The sequence below is a fragment of the Stenotrophomonas sp. TWI809 genome, from assembly GCF_039673205.1.
In the GTDB taxonomy this organism is placed as follows: domain Bacteria; phylum Pseudomonadota; class Gammaproteobacteria; order Xanthomonadales; family Xanthomonadaceae; genus Stenotrophomonas.
The window spans coordinates 1-20,462 of the sequence record NZ_JBDJLE010000012.1 but is presented as its reverse complement, the minus strand read 5'-3'; the positions used below and the strand labels follow the sequence as shown (position 1 = coordinate 20,462).

The following is a 20,462-nucleotide window of genomic DNA, read 5'->3' as shown; positions in this document are numbered from 1 at the left end:
ATGCGTATCGTGATCAACCGCTTTTTCGTGGCCTCCTCCCTGGCGGCGGGCATGCTGCTGGTGGTGTTGCTGGCCGTGTCCGCATCGGCGAGCGCGCAGCGCAGCGGCTTCCATGGCGGTGGCGCGCGCGCCAGTGCGCATACCAGCATCAACCGCCCGGTGCAGCGCCCGCAGGGCGGCAACGTGAACCGCGGGGCCAACATCAACCGCAACATCGACAGCAACCGCACCGTCAATCGCAACGTGAACCGCAACGTCAATGTGGATGTGAACTACCACGACGACCACTGGAACCACTGGGACGATCATCCCTTCGCCACCGCTGCAGCGGTGACGGCGGGCGTGGCCGTGACCTCGGCGGTGATCGGTTCGATCGTCAATTCGGTTCCGCCCAGCTGCGTGACCACGGTGATCAACGGCATGGCCTACCAGCAGTGCGGCAATGTCTGGTATGAGCCGCGCTATGCCGGGACCACCGTGCAATACGTGGTGATCAATCCGCCGCGTTGACTCGGTAGTTTTTCCCGCCTCTCTACCGTAGTTATGCGCATTACGCGTGGCCGGCAGTGCACTACCGTGGGGCTGGAACCACTGGCCACCACGGCCCGCCCCAGGACGGCTGCGACCGCAGCGCGTCTTTCCATCCCGCCTTTGGAGACTCGCGTCATGAAAGCCTTTGCCATCGCCGTCCTGGCGACTTCTCTGGTCGCCTGTGCATCCACTCCGACCGTCAAGACCGACTTCGATCCGTCAGCCAGTTTCGCCTCCTACAAGACCTATACCTGGGCGATGAAACCCCAGGCGAGCTCGCCGCTGGTGCAGCAACGCATCATCGACGGCATCAACGCACGCCTGCAGGCCAAGGGCCTGCGCGAAGCGCCCAACGGCGACATCGCCCTGGCGGCGCATATCGCCACCGGTCAGAAGCAGACCCTGGATACGTTCTACTCCGGGACGGGCATGGGCGGCTGGGGCTGGCGTGGCGGCGGCTGGGGTGGCGGGATGGCCATGGGTAATGCCACCACCACGGTGCACACCTATGACGTCGGCACGCTGGTCGTGGATATGTTCGACGCCAAGACCAAGCAGGCGGTCTGGCGCGGCACCGCCAGCGGCACCGTGCCGACCTCGCCGGACAAGGTCAACGCGGCGGTGGAAGCCGGCCTGGACAAGCTGTTTGCTGCGTTCCCGCCGGGCACGACCGCCGCACGCTGATCACTGCGGCACGGCCTGAGATGCGTTCAACCGCGTGGGCCCGCGCCGGGCTGTTCCCTCCCACCGGCACGGGCCCGCGCACTTGGCTTCCCATCCCCGAGGTGCCCCCGTGTCGATCGGCCATGCCGTACGCCTGCTCTCGCTGTTGGGCGTGCTCACGCCCTGCGCCGCGATTGCCCAGCAGCCCGCCGCTCCATCGCCTGCGCCGGCGCCCGCGGCCGCTCCGGCGCCACGGGCGTCCCTGTTCCGTGACGCCGAAGACGGCCGGTTCGACATGTCGCGCTGGTTGCTGGAGCACCGCGGCTTTCTGCCGGTTCCGATCATCGTCACCGATCCGGCCGTCGGCAACGGCGGTGGCGTGGCGCTGGCGTTCTTCCACCGCCCACCGTCCTCGGGGGCGACGGGCGAGGACGGTGCCCCGAAGATGGTTACGCCGGACATCTACGGCGGTGGGGCCATGCGCACCTCCAACGGCAGCGAAGCGTATGGCGTGGGCGCCTCGCTGCACTTCGACGATGACCGTTGGCGCTACCGCGGCGGCGTGGCCAAAGCGTCGTTCAACCTGGGCTTCTATACGCCCGGCACGGTGCTGCCCGCGCAGAAGATCGACTACAACATGGACGGCCTGATGTCCTTCCAGCAGGGCTTCCGGCGCCTGGGTGACCGCAATCTCTATGTCGGCCTGGCCTGGATCTACATGGATCTGGATATCGGCTTCGATGTCGCCTCCGACCGCGATCGTTTCCAGCCACACGAACTGTCCAAGCGCAGCTCCGGGCTGGGCCTGTCGCTGGAGTACGATTCGCGCGACAACCCGTTCACGCCTTCCAGTGGCTGGCTTGGCATGATCGAAGGCAACGCGTATCTGCCGGGGATCGGCAGCGATGCCAGTTTCCAGAGCTATCGCGGGCATGCCTTCGGTTACTGGCCGATGGGCAGGCATTTCGTGCTCGGCGCGCGCGCGGATGCCCGCTGGGCCAACGGTGACATTCCGTTCTATCGACTGCCCTACATCGACCTGCGCGGCATCGGCTCGGCGCGTTACCAGGACACGCGGGCTGCGGTGCTGGAGAGTGAGCTGCGCTGGAACATGACCCAGCGCTGGGCGCTGATCGGCTTCGTTGGTGCGGGGCGCACCTGGGGCCGGCACAACAGTTTCAGCGACGGCGCCAGCCAGGTGTCGAAAGGCGCCGGCGTGCGCTATCTGATCGCCCGCCAGCTGGGCATGCATGTCGGCGTGGACTATGCGTGGGGCCCGGAAGACGACACGTTCTACATCCAGGTCGGCAGCGCGTGGCGCTGAAACGCCCCGGGCACCCGGCGTCGCGCGCCTCGGCGCTCGCAGTGGCGTGGCTGTGCGCCAGTGTCGCCGTGTCGCCGCTGCAGGCTGCCGAACCGGTGGTCGCTGCCGCGCCCGCAGGCCAGGCAGACCACTGCGGCGTGCGCGGCCCGGGTGACACCCGGCCACGGATCGGGCTGGCGCTGGGCGGCGGCGGCGCACGCGGTATCGCACACGTGCGCATCCTCAAGCAGCTGGAGGCGCTGCATATTCCGGTGGACTGCATCGCCGGTACCAGTGCTGGCGCGCTGGTCGGTGCCTTGTACGCGTCCGGCTCCACGCCCGAGCAGATCGAGCAGCTGGTGCTGAGCACCGAATGGCTGAGCCTGTTCACCGACACCCTGCCACGCCGTGAGCGCTCGCTGCGGCGCAAGGCCGACGATTACGCACAGCTGGCACCGATCGGCATCGGGCTCGGCGGCGAGGGCAAGGCGGTGGCACTGGCCGGGGGGGTCTCCGAGGGCGAAAAGCTGATCGCCCTGTTCGAGCGCGCCACCGGCGGCGGCCGGGTCAATGGCCGCTTCGATGACCTGCCGATCCCGTTCCGGGCGGTCGCCACCGACATCAATACCGGCATGCCGGTGGTGCTGGCCGAAGGCAGCCTGCCGATGGCGATGCGCGCGAGCATGTCCTTGCCGGGCATCTTCCGGCCGGTGGTGATCGACGGGCACGTGCTGCTTGATGGCGGCCTGTCCAACCAGGTGCCGATCGACGTGGTGCGCGCGATGGGGGCCGACCGGGTCATCGCGGTGGACGTCGGCACGCCCTTGAGCGCGCTGGATCGCGACGCCAGCCTGGTGGATGTGATCAGCCAGCTGAGCGGCTTCCTGACCACCCGCAGCGCGCAGGCACAACTGGACAGTCTGGGCGCGCAGGATCTGCTGATCTCGCCCGATCTGACCGGCAAGGTGGCCACCGGCGATTTCGACAAGGCGCCCGAGGCGTTGCGGATCGGCCAGCTCGCCGCCGACCAGGCCGCGCCGGCGCTGCAGGCGTTCGCGCAGGCGCCGCAGGAGTACACCCGACTGGCCGCCCAGCGTGCCGGTCGCACGCATCCGGTGGCACCGGCCACCATCGACTTTGTCGAGGTCGACAACCACACCGGCTATGCCGATGCGCTGCTGCTGTCCTATCTCCCGGTCCACGTCGGCGCGCCGCTGGATATCGAGGCGATGCAGGCCGGTGTACTGCGCGCCTACGGCATGGGAACGCTGGCCAGCATCAACTATGAGGTCAAGGAGCGTGACGGACGCACCGGCGTGGTGGTGTCCGCGTATGCCAAGCCCAACGGACCGGTGTACCTGGAAGCCGGGCTCAGCCTGAGCAACGATCTGGAAGGCAACCACGAAAGCAACCTGCGCGCCGGCCTGCTGTTCTCGCCGCTGTCGCCCTACGGTGCCGAAGCGCGTATCGCCCTGCAGATCGGCAGCGAGCCGGGTCTGACCGGCCAGTACTATCATCCGTTCGATCTGCACGATCGTTACGCCTTCCAGGCGGGCGGCGGGTTCCAGACCCGCAGCTTCAATCTCTACGACGATGCCGGCGACAAGATCGCGCGCTATCGCGTGCGTCGTACCGGTGCGACGCTGGCCGTGTTCCGCAATGTGTCCAATGTGCTGGCGCTGTCGGTCGGCGTGCAGCGGTATACCGGCAATGCGGAGGTGGAAGTGGGCGACCCCACCATTCCGCGGGTGAACTTCGACGAGGGCGCGTGGATCGCGCAGGCGACCCTGGACGATATCGACAGCGTGTACTTCCCGCGCGATGGCTATCTCGTCACGGCGGGGACGTACCAGTCCAGCCCGAGCCTCGGCGCAGATGCCCGCTTCGGGCAGATCGATCTGGATGCCGTGGCCGCCAGATCGTTTGGCAAGCATGCGCTGCAGCTGGGGCTGCGCTATCACGTGACCGCGTCGGGCACGGCGCCGGTGCAGAACCTCTACCGCCTCGGTGGGCGCTGGCGGCTGGCCGGGTTCCAGCACAACCAGTTGACTGGCCAGGACTATGCGCTCGGGTTCGCCGGCTATACCTATGAGCTGGGCAAGCTGTTGGGCCGCTCGGCGCAGGTCGGGGGCACGGTGGAGTACGGCAATGCCTGGCAGCGGCGCAGCGACATGTCACTGAGCGACGGCATCTGGAACGGCAGCGTATTCCTCGGCTTCGATTCGTGGGTCGGCCCGCTGATCTTCGGCATGGGATTCCGCGAAGGCGGCGAGAACGTGCTCTTCATCGAGCTGGGGCAATCGCTGTGATGCCGGCCAGCGGCCGGCACAACCGTGGGGTGCTCGCCTGCCTGGGTAGTGCCGGCCGCTGGCCGGCAGCGCGGGCAGGGCGAACACGCAATGCACAGGTAGTGCCGGCCGCTGGCCGGCAGCGCGGGCAGGGCGAACACGCAATGCACAGGTAGTGCCGGCCGCTGGCCGGCAGCGCGGGTCACCACACCTGCGAGAGAATTACCCCGAGCGCCCCGCACCAGCACACGATCACGAACCAGGCCAGCACCGCATTGGCACTGATGCCGCGGTGGCGGACGAACAGGCTCAGCACCAGCGCCGCCACCAGGGGCAGCACGAACAGGCTGACGATCCAGACCAGCGGATGGCCATGCATGGGAACTCCTTGGCCTGCTGGCTCAGTTCAATGTCTTGTCGGGGTAGTAGCGGGTGCCTTTGACGGTCAGCTCCGCCGCCAGGCCGCTTTCGGTCATCTGGTACACCCAGACGTTCTCGGAAATCTGCACCGCGCCGGTGAGTCCACCGCCGGCCCTGTCCACTTTCGCTGCCAACGTTGCCTGGCCGCCGATCTCGATGCCGCGGGTGATGAAGTCCTGGTACGCCTCGGGCGTCTTGAAGACCCAGACCAGGTCGAAGGTCTTGGCGCCAAAGCCCAGGCCCGCCTGGATCTCGACCATGCGCATGAAGGTCTCGCGGCCGCTGCGGTTGTCGATGGCCACACCATGCCCGCCGCCGCCGCCGGCAATCAATACCTTGACCCCGAAGCTGCGGAAGACCGCGTAACCCGCCGATTGCTCCACGGCCTGGCGTGCACCGGGCTGCGCGGCATACAACCGCGAGAGCACTGCGGCGGTGGCGGTACGCGCCTGGTTCTGCGCCTCGATCTTTTCGGTGGAGGGCGGTGCGTCACTGCGTGCGGGCGTGGAGGTGCTGCAGCCGAGGGGGGCCACGCCCAGCAGGATCAGGGCGGTGCCGACAAGAAGAGAACGGTTCATGGGAAGCAGCCTCATTCGGGAAAGACCAGGGTCACGATCAACCGGCCGGTCCAGCGACTGGCGTACTGCGGCCGGTCCACGTTGTAGAAGCCGCCGACACCGATGCTGATCGGGGTATGCCCGAGCCTGAGCACTTTGGAGACGGTGGCACCCAGCGGTACCGTCCAGGCATCGCCGCTGGCCGCCTTCCAGTTGTAATTGGTTTCCGAGGTGACACTGAGTGACCAGCCACCGGGCAGGTTGCGGGTCACGAACGGCTGCACGCTGGTGCTGCTGACATCCTCGCGGTCGTCATCGCCGGCAACGGACCAGACATGGTTGGCCAGTGCGCCGACGGTCCACGCCTTGGTCTTGTGGACCAGGATGAAGGCCGGGCCGAGCGAGTACTTGCCCGTGCCCAGACTGTCGTGCGAAGCGGTGTCCAGCAGCGCGGCGAAGCCGTAGCCGAATTCGGTGCCATGCGCTTCCGCCGCGGTCTTGGGGATGTAATACCCCTGCACGAACAGATCGCCGGTGCCGTGTTTGTCCTGCGGAAACTGGTTCCAGCTCAGCGGCAGGATCGGGCGCAGGATGAACTTGCCGCTGTCGCCGACGAACGGAATCACCGGCTGGATCTTCAACTGCTGGTTGTGCGCGTCGCCGCCAGGCCCGACCGAGCCTTGGTAGTTGTACTGGAACGGCACGGAGATCAGCGCCGCACCGGGATCGGCCAGCTTGCGTGCGATGTCGTCGGAGGACGCCGATCCGGCCGGCGCCTGCTGCGCGGCGAGGGGCGCGGCACCCAGCAGGGCGAGCAGCGCCAGCCAGGCCCGATGCCGCCGACACCTCATCGCGGCGCATCCACGACGATGTACTGCACCGTCGTGCCCGCATAGCGCGGCTGATACCAGGCGTTGTCGCACTGCTGGTAGCCGATGCCATTGACGACGACCGTGCTGCAGTCCACCGGCAAGGAGTACACCACCGAGCCGATCACGGCCGACGTGACGGCCACGCCTGCGGTGAACGCGGCGGCGTCCCAGAACGGATGGTCCCAGTACGGCGGCGGGGGCGGCGGAGGGGGTGGCCCGGGCGGATGCGGCCCGGGGCCAGGACCGGGTCCAGGTCCAGGGCCAGGGCCTGGGCCTGGTCCAGGACCTGGAGGATGAGGTCCCGGGCCGGGACCCGGCCCCGGAGCAGGGTGGGGACCGGGACCTGGGCCAGGATGCGGGCCGGGCTCCGGGCGCGGGCCCGGACCTGGATGCGGGGCGGGGCCAGGCCCCGGCGGGTGCGGCGCGAACCCGCCGCCTCCATGAGGCAGACCGCCGCCGCCGAAGCCGCCGGCATGGGCGATCGAGGGATGGGCAAAGCCGCGCAGCCCGGGGCGCGCGTCGGCGTCGGCAGGCAGCAGCGCGGCGCCGAGCATCAGGGTCATCAGGGCCGGGGCCAGCGTGGCGCGCAGGCAAGCGGAACGGTCCATGCTCAGTTCTCCCCGTCAGTGGTCTGTACGGCCAGCGCGACCGGTACGAACACGATCTTCGTCGCGCCCTTGGGATCGAACGCCAACTCCCTGGCGGTCACCGCGCGCCGCGTATCCCAGTTCAACGTGGCCTGGTAGGTCGGCAACGCGGGGTCGCTATGGCTGGTGATCGCCAGCTGGCGGGGCAGGTGGGTCGCGTCGGAAATCCAGACCTGCCAATCCACCCCGGGTTGCCGGAAGGCGTAGTGCTGGGTTGCCTCGCCACCGATGCGGGCGCTGCCGATGCGCAGCGCGGACTGCAGCTGATCGGTCGGAAACGCCGGCGTGCCCCACAGGAACAGATCCGCCAGCGGCAACTCGATGCCATACGTCGTCGCCGATTCGGTCAACAGCGCCTGGCTGCTCTTGTTCAGGCCATCCAGCGTGGCGTAGTACTTGAGCCGCGGCGAGTAGATCGTCAGCGCCTTGCCGTCGTAGAACAGCTGGCGGTGCTGGTCCTCGCTCTGTATCTCCACGAAGAAGTGGTCCGGTCCCAGCACGCGATACGCGACGGTGCCCGGCAGGGCGATCTTCTGGCCATCATCGAGCACGTACTCGGTGCTGGTGGTGGCGTTGAGAGTGAAGTGCGGCAGCGCGCGCAGGGCTGCGCCCATGCGGGTGAGTGCCTGTACGGCCTGGGCATCAACGCTGGCCGCCGCGGGCTGCGCCGCCAGCGGAGGAGGAAGCAGCAGCAGGGGGCCGGCCAGGACCAGCGCCAACAGCAGGCTCGATGAGGTGCGCGGCATGACAGTCTCCAGAGTGTCGTCAGTGGGGCGCGCGACGGGCCGACCCTGCTGACACTCTGCGCACCGCCCACGCGACGGACAACCGGAGTTACACGGTAAGTCGCTAGGTATTTATACGCAGGCACCGGCATCGCGCCGGTGCCTGCGTGGTGGGCTCAGGGGGTGCGGGTGGAGGCCGGTCCGCCGGCGGCGATCCAGGCGTCCACGGCCTGGCTGACCACCGTCATCGGCATGGCGCCGTTGCCCAGGATCAGGTCGTGGAACGCACGGATGTCGAAGCGGTCGCCCAGCTCCCGGCGTGCCTGCTCGCGCAGTTCCAACAGCCGCAGTTGGCCCATCTTGTAGGAGGCGGCCTGACCGGGCTGCACCAGGTAGCGGTAAACCTCGATGCGCACATCCGCCGGGGTCATGCCGGTCTTGTCCTGCATGTAGGCGATGGCCTGCTCGGGGGTCCATCGTTTGCGATGCAGGCCGGTGTCGACCACCAGCCGCACCGAGCGGAACATCTCGGCCTGCAGGCGGCCCAGATCACCGGCGGGGTCGTCGCGGTACACGCCGGTCTCGGCCATCAGCTGTTCGGCATACAGTGCCCAGCCTTCGCTGAAGGCGCTGGGATTGAGACTGCGGCGGAGCATCGGCAGCGCGGTCAGGGTCTGGCCGATCGAGATCTGGAAATGATGCCCCGGCGAGCCCTCGTGATAGGTGAGGGTGGGAATGCTCCAGCGCGTATTGGAGGTGATATCGCCCAGGTTGATGAAGAAGGTGCCCGGCCGCGAGCCGTCCATCGCCGGTGGGTAATAGTAGCCGCCGGGCGAAGTGGTCTGCATGTGCGCGGGTACCGGTTGAACCAGCAGCTCCTGCGTCGGCAGATGGCCGAAGTAGGTCGGCAGGATCGGATCAAGATCACGCAGGCGCTGTTCGATGTCGCCGATCAGCTGCCTGCGGCCGGCGTCGCTGTCCTCATACAGGTAGCGCGGGTCCTTGCGTAGCTGTTCGATGCGGGCGGCCACGCTGCCCTCGCGCAGGCCCAGCTGCTTCAGGCGGTCATCCATCGCCGTGTCCAGCCGCGCCACTTCGCGCAGGCCGATCTGGTGGATCGCATCGGCATCCAGGTCGGTGCTGGTATACCAGCGCAGCGCGGCATCGTAGTAGGCCTTGCCCTCGGGCAGTGCCCACACACCGTTGTTGCCGGGATGGGTCGCCAGCGTGGCCTGCACGTTGTCGAGCAGGCGTTGATACCCCGGGTTCACCGCGTCTCGCACCGCAGCGGTGGCCTGCGCGATCAGTTCAGCGCGCCGGGCCGCCGGGATGGACGGGACCTTGTCCAGCTTGCGCTGCAACGACTGCACCCACAGGCTGTCCTGCGGCGCCGGTTTCAGCAGGGCACGGTACTGGTTGGCCGCCCCTTCCAGCGCAACCGCCGGCGGCACCACGCCCTGTTGGGCCTGCATGTCGACGTTGGCGCGGACCTGGTCCAGCTTGGTGCCCATCGCCTGGAGCCGTTCAATGTAGCGGCGGGCGCTGGTGTCGTCGGTCACCGCATGCTGGTTGTCCATGAACTGCGGCAGGTTGACCGGCAGGCTGAACAACTGGTCGATCGCGTAGGTGCTGCCGCCGACCGGCAACCAGGCCGCGGCCCATGGCACGGCCATCAGATCGATCTGGGTCTGGTAGAACCAGCGCGCCAGGCCGTCGCTGAGGCGTTGCTGCGGATCCAGCGGTGCACCTTTCCAGGCACGGATCTGCGCCAGGTTGTCGACAAGAAAGCGGCGGTTGATCTCGCGCCGGGCCAGCGAGACGTCGGTCAGCTGGCCGGACAGATCACCGCCTGCATCGTCGCTGATGCCGAGCATCGTGCGCAGTTCCGGATCGGCGTTGATCGCGGCCATCGTCTGCGCATCGAGCAGGGCATTGAACGAGGGGGTGGCCGGTGTGCTCGCCGTGGACGGGGCCTGCGCATGTGCGTCGGCTCGCGGCAGCAGCAGTGCGCCGGCGATGGCCAGTGCGAGCAGGACAGGAACACGGCGGGCAGGCGAGGTCGTAATCACGGGGCGATCTCCGTTGGCGGCAGGCTGCGGGCAGGCTACGCCTGCACGGGTGCGGCTGCACCTGCGGATTGTCATGTCTGCGCAGGCGGGCAGATGCGGGCAGGGTACAGGCACTGCCGGTCGCGCACGGTTGGCTATCTGGATATGCCCGGAAGTAAGGACCTCGGTGCGACGCCGTTGGCCGCGCCGAATGAAATCAGTGACTTGCCCCGCGCTCGTTACCCACCTGAGCAGCCCGGCGCGAATGCACGTGTCCGCACCGATTGACGCTCTGCAACAAGTTTGCAACATGTCCGGCAGGGTCACCTGGGGACGTGTCTTGCCTGCTTCGAATCTGCCACGGCGATGTCGCCGCTGACGTACCGCCTGCGCTGTTCCATCGTCTTCCTCGGGCGTGATGCCCGATCTCTTCGGAGTTGTCATGAATCCTCGCACCACCGCGCTGCGACGTCGCCGCCTGTCCGTCGCCGTGCTTGCCAGCCTGTTCACCGCCGTTCCGGTGCATGCTCAAACCGCGGCAAGTGCGCCCGCGGTCACCCAGCTCGACCAGCTCACCGTCCTGGGTAACCGCACCCAGGCCCGCACCGTGCTCGAATCGCCGGTGCCGATCGATGTGCTGGGCGCGCAGGACATCCGCAGCAGCGGCTATACCGATATCAGCCAGATCCTGCAGTCGCTGTTGCCCTCGTTCAACTTCCCGCACCCGACCACACCGGACGGCAACACGCATATCCGGTCGGCAACGCTGCGCGGGCTGTCGCCGGATCAGACCCTGGTGCTGGTCAACGGCAAGCGGCGGCATGCCAGTGCATGGGTGAATACCGGCGGGACGGTGGGCAAAGGCGCGGTCTCGACCGATCTCAATGCGATCCCGGTGAGTGCGATCGAGCGGATCGAAGTGCTGCGTGATGGCGCGTCAGCCCAGTACGGTTCCGATGCCATTGCCGGGGTGATCAACATCGTGCTGCGCGAGGATGCCGGCTTCGAAGGGCGGGTCAGCCGCGGCACCACCCGCGATGGCGGCGGTGGCACCACCGCCGTCGCCCTGGACACCGGCGTGGCCTTTGCCGACGGCGGCGGTCTGCACCTCACCTGGGACTATCGTGATCGCAAGGCCGCCAACCGCGCCCTGCCCGATACACGTCAGCAGTACTTCGGGATCGGTCGCAACGGTGCGCCGGTGGCGCCGTCGGGCACCTTCGGCTCCGGCACCGGCCTGGCACCGATCGGGGGCGCGGCGGCGGGTGCCGTGGCCGACCCACGCGAAGCCACCATCGACCGCGATGCCCTGTGGCGCTTCGCCGACTCGGCCGACACCGTGGAAAAGACCGTGTTCGGCAACCTGCGCAAGCCGCTCGCCTGGGCTGAAGGATTGGAGGCGTATGCCTTTGGCGGCTACGGAGTAAGCGAGGGCAGTTCCAACGCCTCCCTGCGCCGCGCCGGCCAGGTCGAGAACGTGCGCGCGATCTACCCGGACGGGTTCCTGCCGTGGGTCGATACCCAGAGCACCAACGCCTCGCTCGGCGCAGGCATCAAAGGTCTGCTCGGCGACTGGCACTGGGACCTGAGCAGCGTCTACGGCCGCAACAAGCTGGTCTACCGCACCCGCAACACGCTCAACGCCACGCTGGGTGCGGCCAGCCCCACCGCGTTCTACAACGGTGCGCTGGAGGCCTCGCAGTGGACCACCAATCTGGATGCCAACAACAGCATCGAGCTGGGCTGGCATGCACCGCTGCGGCTGGCGCTCGGGGCAGAGTTCCGCCGCGATACCTACGGCATTTCACCCGGTGAGCTGAACGCATACGTTTGGGGGCCGGCGCGGGTGCTTGATGGCCCCTCGGCCGGCGCGGTGCCGACGATCGGCTCGCAGGGCTTCGCGGGCATCCAGCCGGCGGACGCCGGCAACCATCACCGTCACAACGTCTCGGCCTACGCCGAAGCGGAAACCGATGTGACCGATCGCTTCCTGGTCTCGCTGGCCGGGCGCTGGGAGGACTACAGCGATTTCGGCAGCACCACCAATGGCAAGCTGGCCCTGCGCTACCAGCTCGACGGCGGGGTGGCGGTGCGGGCCTCGGTCAGCACCGGCTTCCATGCGCCGGCCTTGGCCCAGCAGTACTTCAGTTCGACCAGCAGCCGCACGCTCAACAACGCGGTGACCGGGGTGCCCGAGTATGTGCTGGTGCGCACCGCACCGGTGGATACGGTGGAAGCGCGTGCCCTGGGGGCGCGCTCGCTGGAGCCGGAGCAGGCGACCAATGTCACGGCGGGCCTCACCTGGGGCATCGGTGGGCTGAGCGCATCGGTGGATGTGTACCGGATCGACATCGACGACCGGATCTTCCTCTCCAGCAACTTCGTTGATGCGGCCGGGTCGACCGCGATCCGTGACTACCTGGCCGCGCTGGGCTCGCCGGGCGTGACCAGCGTGCGCTACTTCAGCAACGCCGCCGATACCCGTACCACCGGCGTGGACGCCTCGGCGCGCTACCGCTGGGAGCTGGCGGACTATGGCAGGCTCACCGCGACCGTCGCGTACAACCGCAACAAGACCGAGCTGACCCATGTCGCCTCGACCCCGGCGCAGCTCACCGCGCTCGGCGTGCGCACGCCGTTGTTCGATGTCACCGAGCGCACCCGCGTGGAGAAAGGCCAGCCGCGCGACAATCTGACCGTCGCGCTGGGCTGGGATGTCGGCCGCTGGGGCATCCACCTGGGCACGCACCGCTACGGTGAGATCGAAGGGGTGGCGGCAACCAACCAGAGCGCGGCCAATGTCGCCGCCTTCGCGCAGGGTTCGACCCGGTTCCGTACGCTGCCGACCGAAGCGGGTAGTGCTGGCAATGTCGACGTGGTCCAGAAACTGGAGGCGCGCTGGGTCACCGATCTGGACATCGCCTTCCGCGCCACCGACACGGTCACTGTCGTGCTGGGCGCGAACAATCTGTTCAACACCTATCCGACGCGCAACATCGCGACCACCCCGCAGGTCTCCGGCGCGGATACCTTTGGCGTGTTCCCGTACAGCGAGCTGTCGCCGTTCGGTTGGAGTGGCACCTACTACTACGCACGCCTGGAGGCCCGTTTCCAATGACCCGTTCTACGACTGCAGGCCACCTGCCTGCCGACCCGCAGCGCCGCCACTGGCTGCGTGCCGGGCTGACCAGTGCCGCAGCGGTCGCGCTGGCGCCGGCCGCTGGATCCGCTGCGCCGCCCGCGCCGGCCGCCGTGACGGCCGCCGGCCGAACCACGGACCTGCTGCGGCTGGATCTTAATGAGAGCAGCTACGGCCCGTCACCTCGGGTCGGGCCCGCGGTACAGCGTGCGCTGGCGGAGGCGCCGCGGTATGTCAGCGCCGCGCAGCTGCAGGCGTTGCAGGGCCAGATCGCCACGCTGGAAGGGGTCGCGCCCGAACAGGTCATCGTCGGTGAAGTGCTCGAAGCATTGGGCCAGCATCTTGCGCTGAGCCAGGGCGCGGGCGGTTTCATCTACAGCGTGCCCGGGTATGGCGCCCTGGTGGATGCGGCCAGGCCCTTTGGCGGCCGGGCCGTGGAAGTGCCGTTGAACGCGCAGCTGGAAAATGATCTGCCCGCATTGCTGGCGGCGATCGCGCCGGATACCCGCGCGCTGTTCGTGGTCAATCCGCACAACCCGTCCGGCACGCTGAGCCCCGGGGCCGAGTTCGATCGTTTCGTGAGCGCCGCGCAGGCGCGCACGCGGGTGATCGTCGACGAGGCGTACCTCGACTACCGCGAGGATGCCGCCACGTTGAGCGCGGTGCGGCTGCTGCGGCAGGGCCAGAACGTGGTGGTGTTCCGCACGCTGGGCAAGATCCATGCGCTGGCCGGGCTGCAGGTCGGGTATGCGCTGGTGCCTGTGGCGCTCGCCGAGGCACTGCGCCAGCGCGGCGTCGGCGGCGCGCACGCGCAGAACCAGTTGTCGCTGGCCGCTGCATCGGCGGCACTCGCCGATCCCGCCCACGTGGCCCAGGTCCGGCGCAGCGTGGCGGCGGAGCGGCAGCACTGGCAGCAGGTCCTGAGCGGGCTGCGCCTGCGCTCGACTGAAGCGGCCGGCAATTTCGTGTTCGTCGATACCGGGCACCCCCATGCAGTCGTCGCCGCCGGGCTGCTGCAACAGGGCGTGCGCATCGCCCGGGTGTTCGCCCCGTATGACACCTGGGTACGGATCACCCTCGGCACGCCGGCGGAGAACCGGCGTGCGCAGCAGGCGTTGCGCAGCGTGCTCGCCCAGCTGGGCAAGGCCCAGGGTGGAGCGGCGGCGTAGATGTTGCCCGACGCGCCGTCAGCCGCCGATGCGCTCGAAGCCGTCCGCGCTCCAGTCCTCGCTGCCCACGCCGTGATGGATCACGAACAGGCCCTGCGGATCGTAGCGGCGCTTGGCGGCCTGCAGCCGTGGGTAGTTCGGCCCCCAGAACGCCTGCTGCCAGTCCTGCTGGAAGTAGTCGCTCTCCGAGACATAGGCCGGGGCCGAGGGCGCCACCACGCTCAGGGCCTGGTAGGCGCGCGCCACGTTCAAGGCGCCCCGGCCTGCCCGGGGCTCATCCACGGTCCGGCCCAGGCCCGGATACACCGGCCCGCTGGCATTGCCGATGATCGCCAGCGCGAAGGCGTCCAGTACCGCCGGATGGGTGGCCGTGTCGCGGCTGGCGGCCAGCGCGGCCGCCGGTGCGCCGAACAGGCCCTTGTTGCAGTGCAGGCCGACATCCATGTGATCGGCGGCGGCACAGATCGCGGCGGCCGCCTGCTCACGCTGCGCATCGTCCAACAATCCCGACGGCAGCCAGGCCGATGCGTAGCCATGCAGGAACCAGCCGACCTGGCCCTGGTCGCCCTTCCATAGCATGTGCCGGGAGGAGGCGCCTTCGCGGGTGTCCTCGGCGATGAGGGCAGGGGCGTGCTGGCGGAAGAAATCCGCGTCCCAGAAGTCTCTGGCCGGCATCGCCAGTGCCTGCAAGGGTTCGGTGATGGTATAGGCCGGTCGTGCGCGGACCCAGTCCAGGAACGGCGTCCAGGTCGCCTCGGCGGCGTCCCGCGACATGCCCTGGAACACCATCGAGATCGACAGCCGCCGCGTGTCCTTGAAGGTGAACTGCTCACCCCAGTGCGGGTTGCAGAGCGTGTCGCGGTAGAAGCGGAGCATCTCTGCCGCCAGTGCCCGCCAGCTGGCGTCGTCGCTGGCCTGGATCTGGCAGGAGACGCCGCCGAAGGTATCGGGCAGGTCATGGGTGCGCAGCGTCATCCGGGTGACGATCCCGAAACTCGCCGCGCAGCCCCCCTTCAAGGCCCAGAACAGGTCCGGCTCGTTGTCGGCGTTGACGGTGCGGATCTGCCCGTCGGCGGTGACGATCTCGGCTTCGAGCAGGCTGGCCGCGGCCGTGCCATGCGCCTTGGAGAAACTGCCGAAGCCGCCGCCGGTGACCAGGCCGGTCACGCCCACCGAGGTGCAGCCGCCGCCCTGGACATAGCGCCCGCCGCGGGTGGTGACCGCATCGTAGGCATCGATCCACATCGCCCCGGCGCCGACGCTGACTGCCGGCTGCGGCGCCGTGCCCGGGCGGGCGTTGTGGGCGAGGAAGGCATCGTGCAGCTCGACTTGGTTCATCGCGCGGGTCCAGACCAGCAGCGAATCCGGCGCGCAGGAGGTGCCGTGATAGCTGTGCCCACCTCCTTTGACAACCAGGCGCAGGCGGTGGGTGCGGGCGAAGTTCACCGCCGCGGCCACCTCGGCGCTGTTGGCGGCGGCCACCATCTTCGCGCTGGGCACTGACCGCCACGCGCCGAAGTAACCACTGGTCTGGGTGAGCGCGGGCGCATCGCCGAGGAAGAATGGATTCTGCAACTGTTCCAGCGCGGCGGCCCGGGTGGCGGCGTCAGCGAGGAAGGGGGACTGCGGCACCGACAGCCGACCGCCGACCGCACGCGACAATCGGTCCCACTCGGCGGCAGCGGGCCACCCCGCAGCGCCCGGCCGGACCCTCGAACGCATCGCTGCGAAGGCAGGGCCGGCCTTGAGCAGCATCGGCAGCAGCGGGAGGGTCAGCCCGGCTTTGAGGCAATCGCGTCGTTTCATGAGGGTCGTTCCTGCGGCGGCGGCGTGGTCGATGCCAGCGAGTGTGTTCCCGCAGAGGCCCGCGGGCCTTGGCCTGGGGCCGGATGTGGGTGATGAAGGGACGAGTGGCGGGGGCTCAGGGGCGGGTGGTGCCAGGCGGAGACGCGTCGGTCCCGCGCCGATTGACGGATGCCCGACGCGGCATACCCTAGTCTGGTTCCATTGCGCTCGCGGCCGTCGCTGGGCGAGCGTCCCATGACATCCGGATCCATGCCCACCTCGAACGACCCCGCCCCCGGCGCACTGGCCACCTTCACTCCGGCCACGCGCGATTGGTTCACGGCAGCCTTCGCTGCGCCCACGCCCGTGCAGGACCATGCCTGGGCGGCGATCAGCGCCGGCCAGCACACGCTGGTCATCGCGCCGACCGGCTCGGGCAAGACCCTCGCCGCGTTCCTGCAGGCGATCGACCAGCTGTTCCGCAGCGGTGAGCCTCCCAGCGATGAGCAGCCGGGCGATGCGCAGCCGGAGGCGTCGGCGCCGAAGAAGCGCGGCACCCGTGTGCTGTATCTCTCGCCGATCAAGGCCCTCGGCGCCGATGTCCAGCGCAACCTGCAGATACCCCTGCAGGGCGTCAGCGCCGAACGTGCGCGGCGTGGCGATCCGGCGGTCACCCTGTCCGTCGCGATCCGGACCGGCGACACCACCCCGGCAGAGCGGGCGCGGCTGCTGCGGCGTCCGCCCGACATCCTGATCACCACGCCCGAATCGCTGTTCCTGATGCTCACCTCACAGGCGCGCGAGACGTTGCGCGACGTGCATACCGTGATCATCGATGAGATCCACGCGGTGGCCGGCAGCAAGCGCGGCACCCACCTGGCGTTGAGCCTGGAGCGGCTGGATGCCCTGCTGCAGGTGCCCGCGCAGCGCATCGGGCTCTCGGCCACGGTGCGCCCGGTGGAGGAGGTCGCGCGGTTCCTCGGCGGCGACCGTCCGGTCACCGTGGTCCATCCGCCGTCGCAGCGGGCGCTGGAGGTCCGGATCGTGGTGCCGGTCGAGGACATGGCCGACATTCCGCCGCATCCCGCTGCCGCCGATGCACCCGCGTCCGCGGGCCGGGTCGGCTCGATCTGGCCGCATGTGGAGGCCAGCATCCTGGACCAGGTGCTGGCGCGACGTTCGACGATTGTGTTCGCCAACTCACGGGGCGTGGCCGAAAAGCTGACTGCCCGGTTGAATGAACTGCATGCCGACCGTGTCGCCCGTGGCAAGCTCCCGGCGCGTGCATCGATGGCGGCGGCTGCCCCCGAGCACTACGGGTCGTTCAACGGCGGCACCGCCGGGCGGGCCGCCGGAGCGGACGCGCTGATCGCCCGGTCGCACCATGGTTCGGTCTCCAAGGAACAGCGCCGCGAGATCGAACAGGCGCTCAAGTCCGGCGAGCTGCGCTGTGTCGTGGCGACCTCCAGCCTGGAGCTGGGCATCGACATGGGGCTGGTCGACCTGGTGATCCAGGTCGCCGCGCCACCTTCGGTCGCCAGCGCGCTGCAACGGGTGGGGCGGGCCAGCCATCAGGTCGGGGGCATCTCCACCGGCCTGGTCTACCCGCGCACGCGGCGCGACCTGATCGATGCGTCCGTGGCAGTGGAGCGGATGCTGGCCGGTGAGATCGAGGCGATCGATCCGCCGCGCAACCCGCTGGACGTACTGGCCCAGCAGACAGTGGCCGCCGCGGCGATGGAAACACTGGACGTGGAGGCCTGGTATGCGCGCGTACGCCGCGCTGCGCCGTACCGTTCGCTGCCGCGCAGCGCGTTCGATGCCACCCTGGACATGCTGGCCGGGCGTTATCCCTCCGATGATTTCGCCGGCTTCCGCCCGCGGCTGGTCTGGAACCGCGACACCGGTGCACTGAGCGCGCGGCCGGGCGCGAAACAGCTGGCGGTCACCAGCGGGGGCACCATCCCGGACCGCGGCATGTTCGGTGTGGTGCTTCCGGAAGGCGAAGAGCGTGCCGGGTCGCGCCGGGTCGGTGAGCTCGATGAGGAGATGGTCCACGAATCACGGGTCAACGATGTGATCACCTTGGGCGCCACCTCGTGGCGGATCGAGCAGATCACCCATGACCAGGTCGTGGTAACCCCCGCGCCGGGGCGTTCGGCGCGCTTGCCGTTCTGGCGCGGTGAGGGCGTGGGCCGCCCGGCCGAACTGGGCGAGGCGGTGGGTGCCTTCATCGGTGCGCTGGATGCCGGTGCCGCGGAAGCGGGCCTGCCGGCCGGGCTGCGCGAGCGGCTGCAGGCCTGCGGATTGGCCGACAACGCGATCACCAACATCGCCGGCCTGCTGGCCGAACAGCGTGAGGCCACCGGCGTGCTGCCCACCGATCGCACGCTGGTACTGGAGCGCTGCCGCGATGAGGCCGGTGACTGGCGGCTGATGCTGCATTCGCCGTATGGGCGGCGCGTACACGATCCGTGGGCGCTGGCGGTGGCCGCGCGCATCCGCGAACGCTGGGGCGTGGATCCAGCAGTGGTCGCCAGCGACGACGGCATCATCGCGCGGCTGCCCGACGCACAGGGGCGCCTGCCGGGCGCGGAGCTGTTCCTGTTCGAGCCCGAGCGTCTGCGCAGCGACGTCACGCGCGCCGTGGGCGGCTCGGCCCTGTTCGCTGCGCGCTTCCGCGAATGTGCCGCACGCGCGCTGTTGCTGCCGCGGCGCACGCCGGGTCGTCGCTCGCCGCTGTGGCAGCAGCGCCTGCGCGCCGGTGAACTGCTGGCCATCGCGCAGGGCTACCCCGAGTTCCCGATCCTGATCGAGACCGCGCGTGAGTGCCTGCAGGACGTCTACGATCTCGATGCGCTGGGCGTGCTGATGCAGCGGCTCACCGACGGCCGCGTGGCGATCGCCGATGTCACTACCGAGGTACCGTCGCCATTCGCGGCGAACCTGCTGTTCGGCTATGTCGCCGAGTTCATGTACGGCACCGATGTGCCGCTGGCCGAGCGCCGTGCGTCGGTGCTGTCACTGGACAGCGGCCTGTTGGGCGATCTGCTCGGCCAGGTCGATCTGGGCGAACTGCTGGATGCGGCCGTGGTGGAGCAGGTGGGCAACGAGCTGCAGCGCCTGGCGCCCGACCGCCGTGCGCGCGGCAAGGAAGGGGCGGCCGATCTGCTGCGGGAACTGGGCCCGCTCACCGATGAAGCGATGGCGCTGCGGCGGGTCGATGACGAACCTGCCGGGCATCTACACGATCTCGCCGCTGAGCGGCGTGCGATCCAGGTCCAGATCGCCGGCCGCCTGCACTGGGCCGCCATCGAAGATGCTGCGCGGCTGCGCGATGCGCTGGGGGTCACCCTCCCGCGCGGCATCCCCGAGCCCTTCCTGCAGGCCTCATCGGACCCGCTGGGCGAGCTGCTGGGCCGATATGCGCGTACCCATGCGCCGTTCACCACGGCCGAGGTGGCGGCCGCGTTTGGATTGGGCGTGGCCGTGGCCGATGCGGCACTCACGCAGCTGGAAGCGCAGGGCAAGCTGCTCAAGGGTCGTTTCGGTGTGGCGCGTCGCGATGCCGAGGCCGTCGGCGCGGCCGCCGAGCCGGCGCCGCTGGCCCGTCACGAATGGGTGGGTGAGGCGGTGTTCCGTCGGTTGCGGGTGCGCTCGCTGCAGGCGGCGCGCGAGGCGACCCGGCCGGTCGCGCGCGACGCCTATGCCCTGTTGTTGCTGGAGCGGCATGGGCTGCTGAGCGATGCCGAACAGGCTGCACGTGGCATCGCTCACCGCGGGCCGGGTGCGCTGGAAGGCATCGACGGCGTGCTGCGCGTGGTGGAACTGCTGGCGGGCGTGGCGCTGCCGGCGTCGGTGTGGGAACAGCAGATCCTGCCCGCGCGCGTGGTCGATTACGCGCCGGCGATGCTCGATGCGCTGCTCGCCACGGGTACCGTGGTGTGGGCCGGGCACGGGCGGCTCGGCGAGGAGGACGGCCTGGTCTCGCTGCACCTGCAGGAATTCGCGGCAGAAACGCTGCCCGCGCCTGCAGTGGCAACCGCGCTGTCGCCGCTGCAGGATGCGCTGCTGCAGGTGCTGGCCGACGGTGGCGCGTACTTCGCGCGTCAGCTGGTCACCGCGGTGGGCACGCACGGGGGGCGGGCCGGCAGCCCGCCCATGGAGATCACCGCCGCGCAGCTGCACGACGCCTTGTGGGGCCTGGCATGGTCGGGGTACCTGGCCACGGATCTGTGGGCGCCGCTGCGCGGCATGGCCGGGGGCCGCGCGCCGCGGCCGCGGGTCGCGCGCGCCTCGCGGCGCGGTCGACGCG

General features: G+C 69.2%; 14 protein-coding genes. 7 read left to right on the top strand and 7 right to left on the bottom strand.

The window, feature by feature from the left end; all coding sequences use genetic code 11:
• The 4 genes from ABE472_RS10790 (at position 1) to ABE472_RS10775 (ending at position 4,806) form a co-directional block, all read left to right on the top strand.
• Positions 1-510 carry a hypothetical protein gene (locus ABE472_RS10790; protein WP_070470733.1) on the top strand — a complete coding sequence of 170 codons (510 nt, stop codon included), beginning with the start codon at positions 1-3 and terminating at the stop codon, positions 508-510.
• 156 nt (positions 511-666) lie between these two features.
• Positions 667-1,215: a DUF4136 domain-containing protein gene (locus tag ABE472_RS10785; RefSeq protein ID WP_070470735.1), complete on the top strand. Its 549-nt coding sequence runs from the start codon at positions 667-669 to the stop codon at positions 1,213-1,215.
• Positions 1,216-1,324: 109 nt separating this feature from the next.
• Positions 1,325-2,518 carry a BamA/TamA family outer membrane protein gene (locus tag ABE472_RS10780; protein WP_346466175.1) on the top strand — a complete coding sequence of 398 codons (1,194 nt, stop codon included), beginning with the start codon at positions 1,325-1,327 and terminating at the stop codon, positions 2,516-2,518.
• Positions 2,509-4,806 (top strand): patatin-like phospholipase family protein, encoded by a 2,298-nt coding sequence (locus ABE472_RS10775; protein ID WP_346466174.1) that lies wholly within the window; start codon positions 2,509-2,511, stop codon positions 4,804-4,806. Before ABE472_RS10780 ends, ABE472_RS10775 begins: the two co-directional genes overlap by 10 nt.
• A gap of 181 nt (positions 4,807-4,987) precedes the next feature.
• On the opposite strand, the gene ABE472_RS10770 is transcribed toward ABE472_RS10775, so the two are convergent.
• From ABE472_RS10770 to ABE472_RS10745, 6 genes are all read right to left on the bottom strand, one after another.
• Positions 4,988-5,164: a hypothetical protein gene (locus tag ABE472_RS10770; RefSeq protein ID WP_167390385.1), complete on the bottom strand. Its 177-nt coding sequence runs from the start codon at positions 5,162-5,164 to the stop codon at positions 4,988-4,990.
• Between the two features lie 22 nt (positions 5,165-5,186).
• Positions 5,187-5,783, bottom strand: a complete 597-nt coding sequence (locus ABE472_RS10765) for a YSC84-related protein (protein ID WP_346466173.1) — start codon at positions 5,781-5,783, stop codon at positions 5,187-5,189.
• A gap of 11 nt (positions 5,784-5,794) precedes the next feature.
• The gene (locus tag ABE472_RS10760; RefSeq protein ID WP_346466172.1) at positions 5,795-6,613 is read right to left on the bottom strand and encodes a hypothetical protein; all 819 of its coding nucleotides are present in this window, start codon (positions 6,611-6,613) and stop codon (positions 5,795-5,797) included.
• Complete coding sequence (locus ABE472_RS10755; protein WP_217350029.1) at positions 6,610-6,777, bottom strand: DUF6515 family protein; 168 nt, start codon at positions 6,775-6,777, stop codon at positions 6,610-6,612. The genes ABE472_RS10760 and ABE472_RS10755 overlap by 4 nt, the downstream gene beginning before the upstream one ends.
• A gap of 467 nt (positions 6,778-7,244) precedes the next feature.
• Complete coding sequence (locus tag ABE472_RS10750; protein WP_346466171.1) at positions 7,245-8,027, bottom strand: DUF2092 domain-containing protein; 783 nt, start codon at positions 8,025-8,027, stop codon at positions 7,245-7,247.
• A 155-nt stretch (positions 8,028-8,182) separates the two neighbouring features.
• Positions 8,183-10,075, bottom strand: a complete 1,893-nt coding sequence (locus ABE472_RS10745) for a DUF885 domain-containing protein (protein ID WP_346466170.1) — start codon at positions 10,073-10,075, stop codon at positions 8,183-8,185.
• A gap of 421 nt (positions 10,076-10,496) precedes the next feature.
• Here ABE472_RS10745 and ABE472_RS10740 point away from each other — a divergent pair, with 421 nt between their 5' ends.
• Together ABE472_RS10740 and ABE472_RS10735 are read left to right on the top strand one after the other, a co-directional pair.
• Entirely contained in the window at positions 10,497-13,172 is a 2,676-nt protein-coding gene (locus ABE472_RS10740; RefSeq protein ID WP_346466169.1) for a TonB-dependent receptor, read from the top strand.
• Entirely contained in the window at positions 13,169-14,362 is a 1,194-nt protein-coding gene (locus tag ABE472_RS10735) for a histidinol-phosphate transaminase (protein WP_346466168.1), read from the top strand. The genes ABE472_RS10740 and ABE472_RS10735 overlap by 4 nt, the downstream gene beginning before the upstream one ends.
• 18 nt (positions 14,363-14,380) lie before the next feature.
• Here ABE472_RS10735 and ABE472_RS10730 read toward each other — a convergent pair whose 3' ends face one another.
• A complete protein-coding gene (locus tag ABE472_RS10730; protein ID WP_346466167.1) occupies positions 14,381-16,168 on the bottom strand; it encodes an FAD-binding protein in 1,788 nt (595 codons plus the stop codon).
• A 249-nt stretch (positions 16,169-16,417) separates the two neighbouring features.
• Here ABE472_RS10730 and ABE472_RS10725 point away from each other — a divergent pair.
• Positions 16,418-20,462 (top strand): ATP-dependent helicase (locus ABE472_RS10725; RefSeq protein ID WP_346466166.1); only part of this gene is annotated, 4,045 nt, incomplete at its 3' end.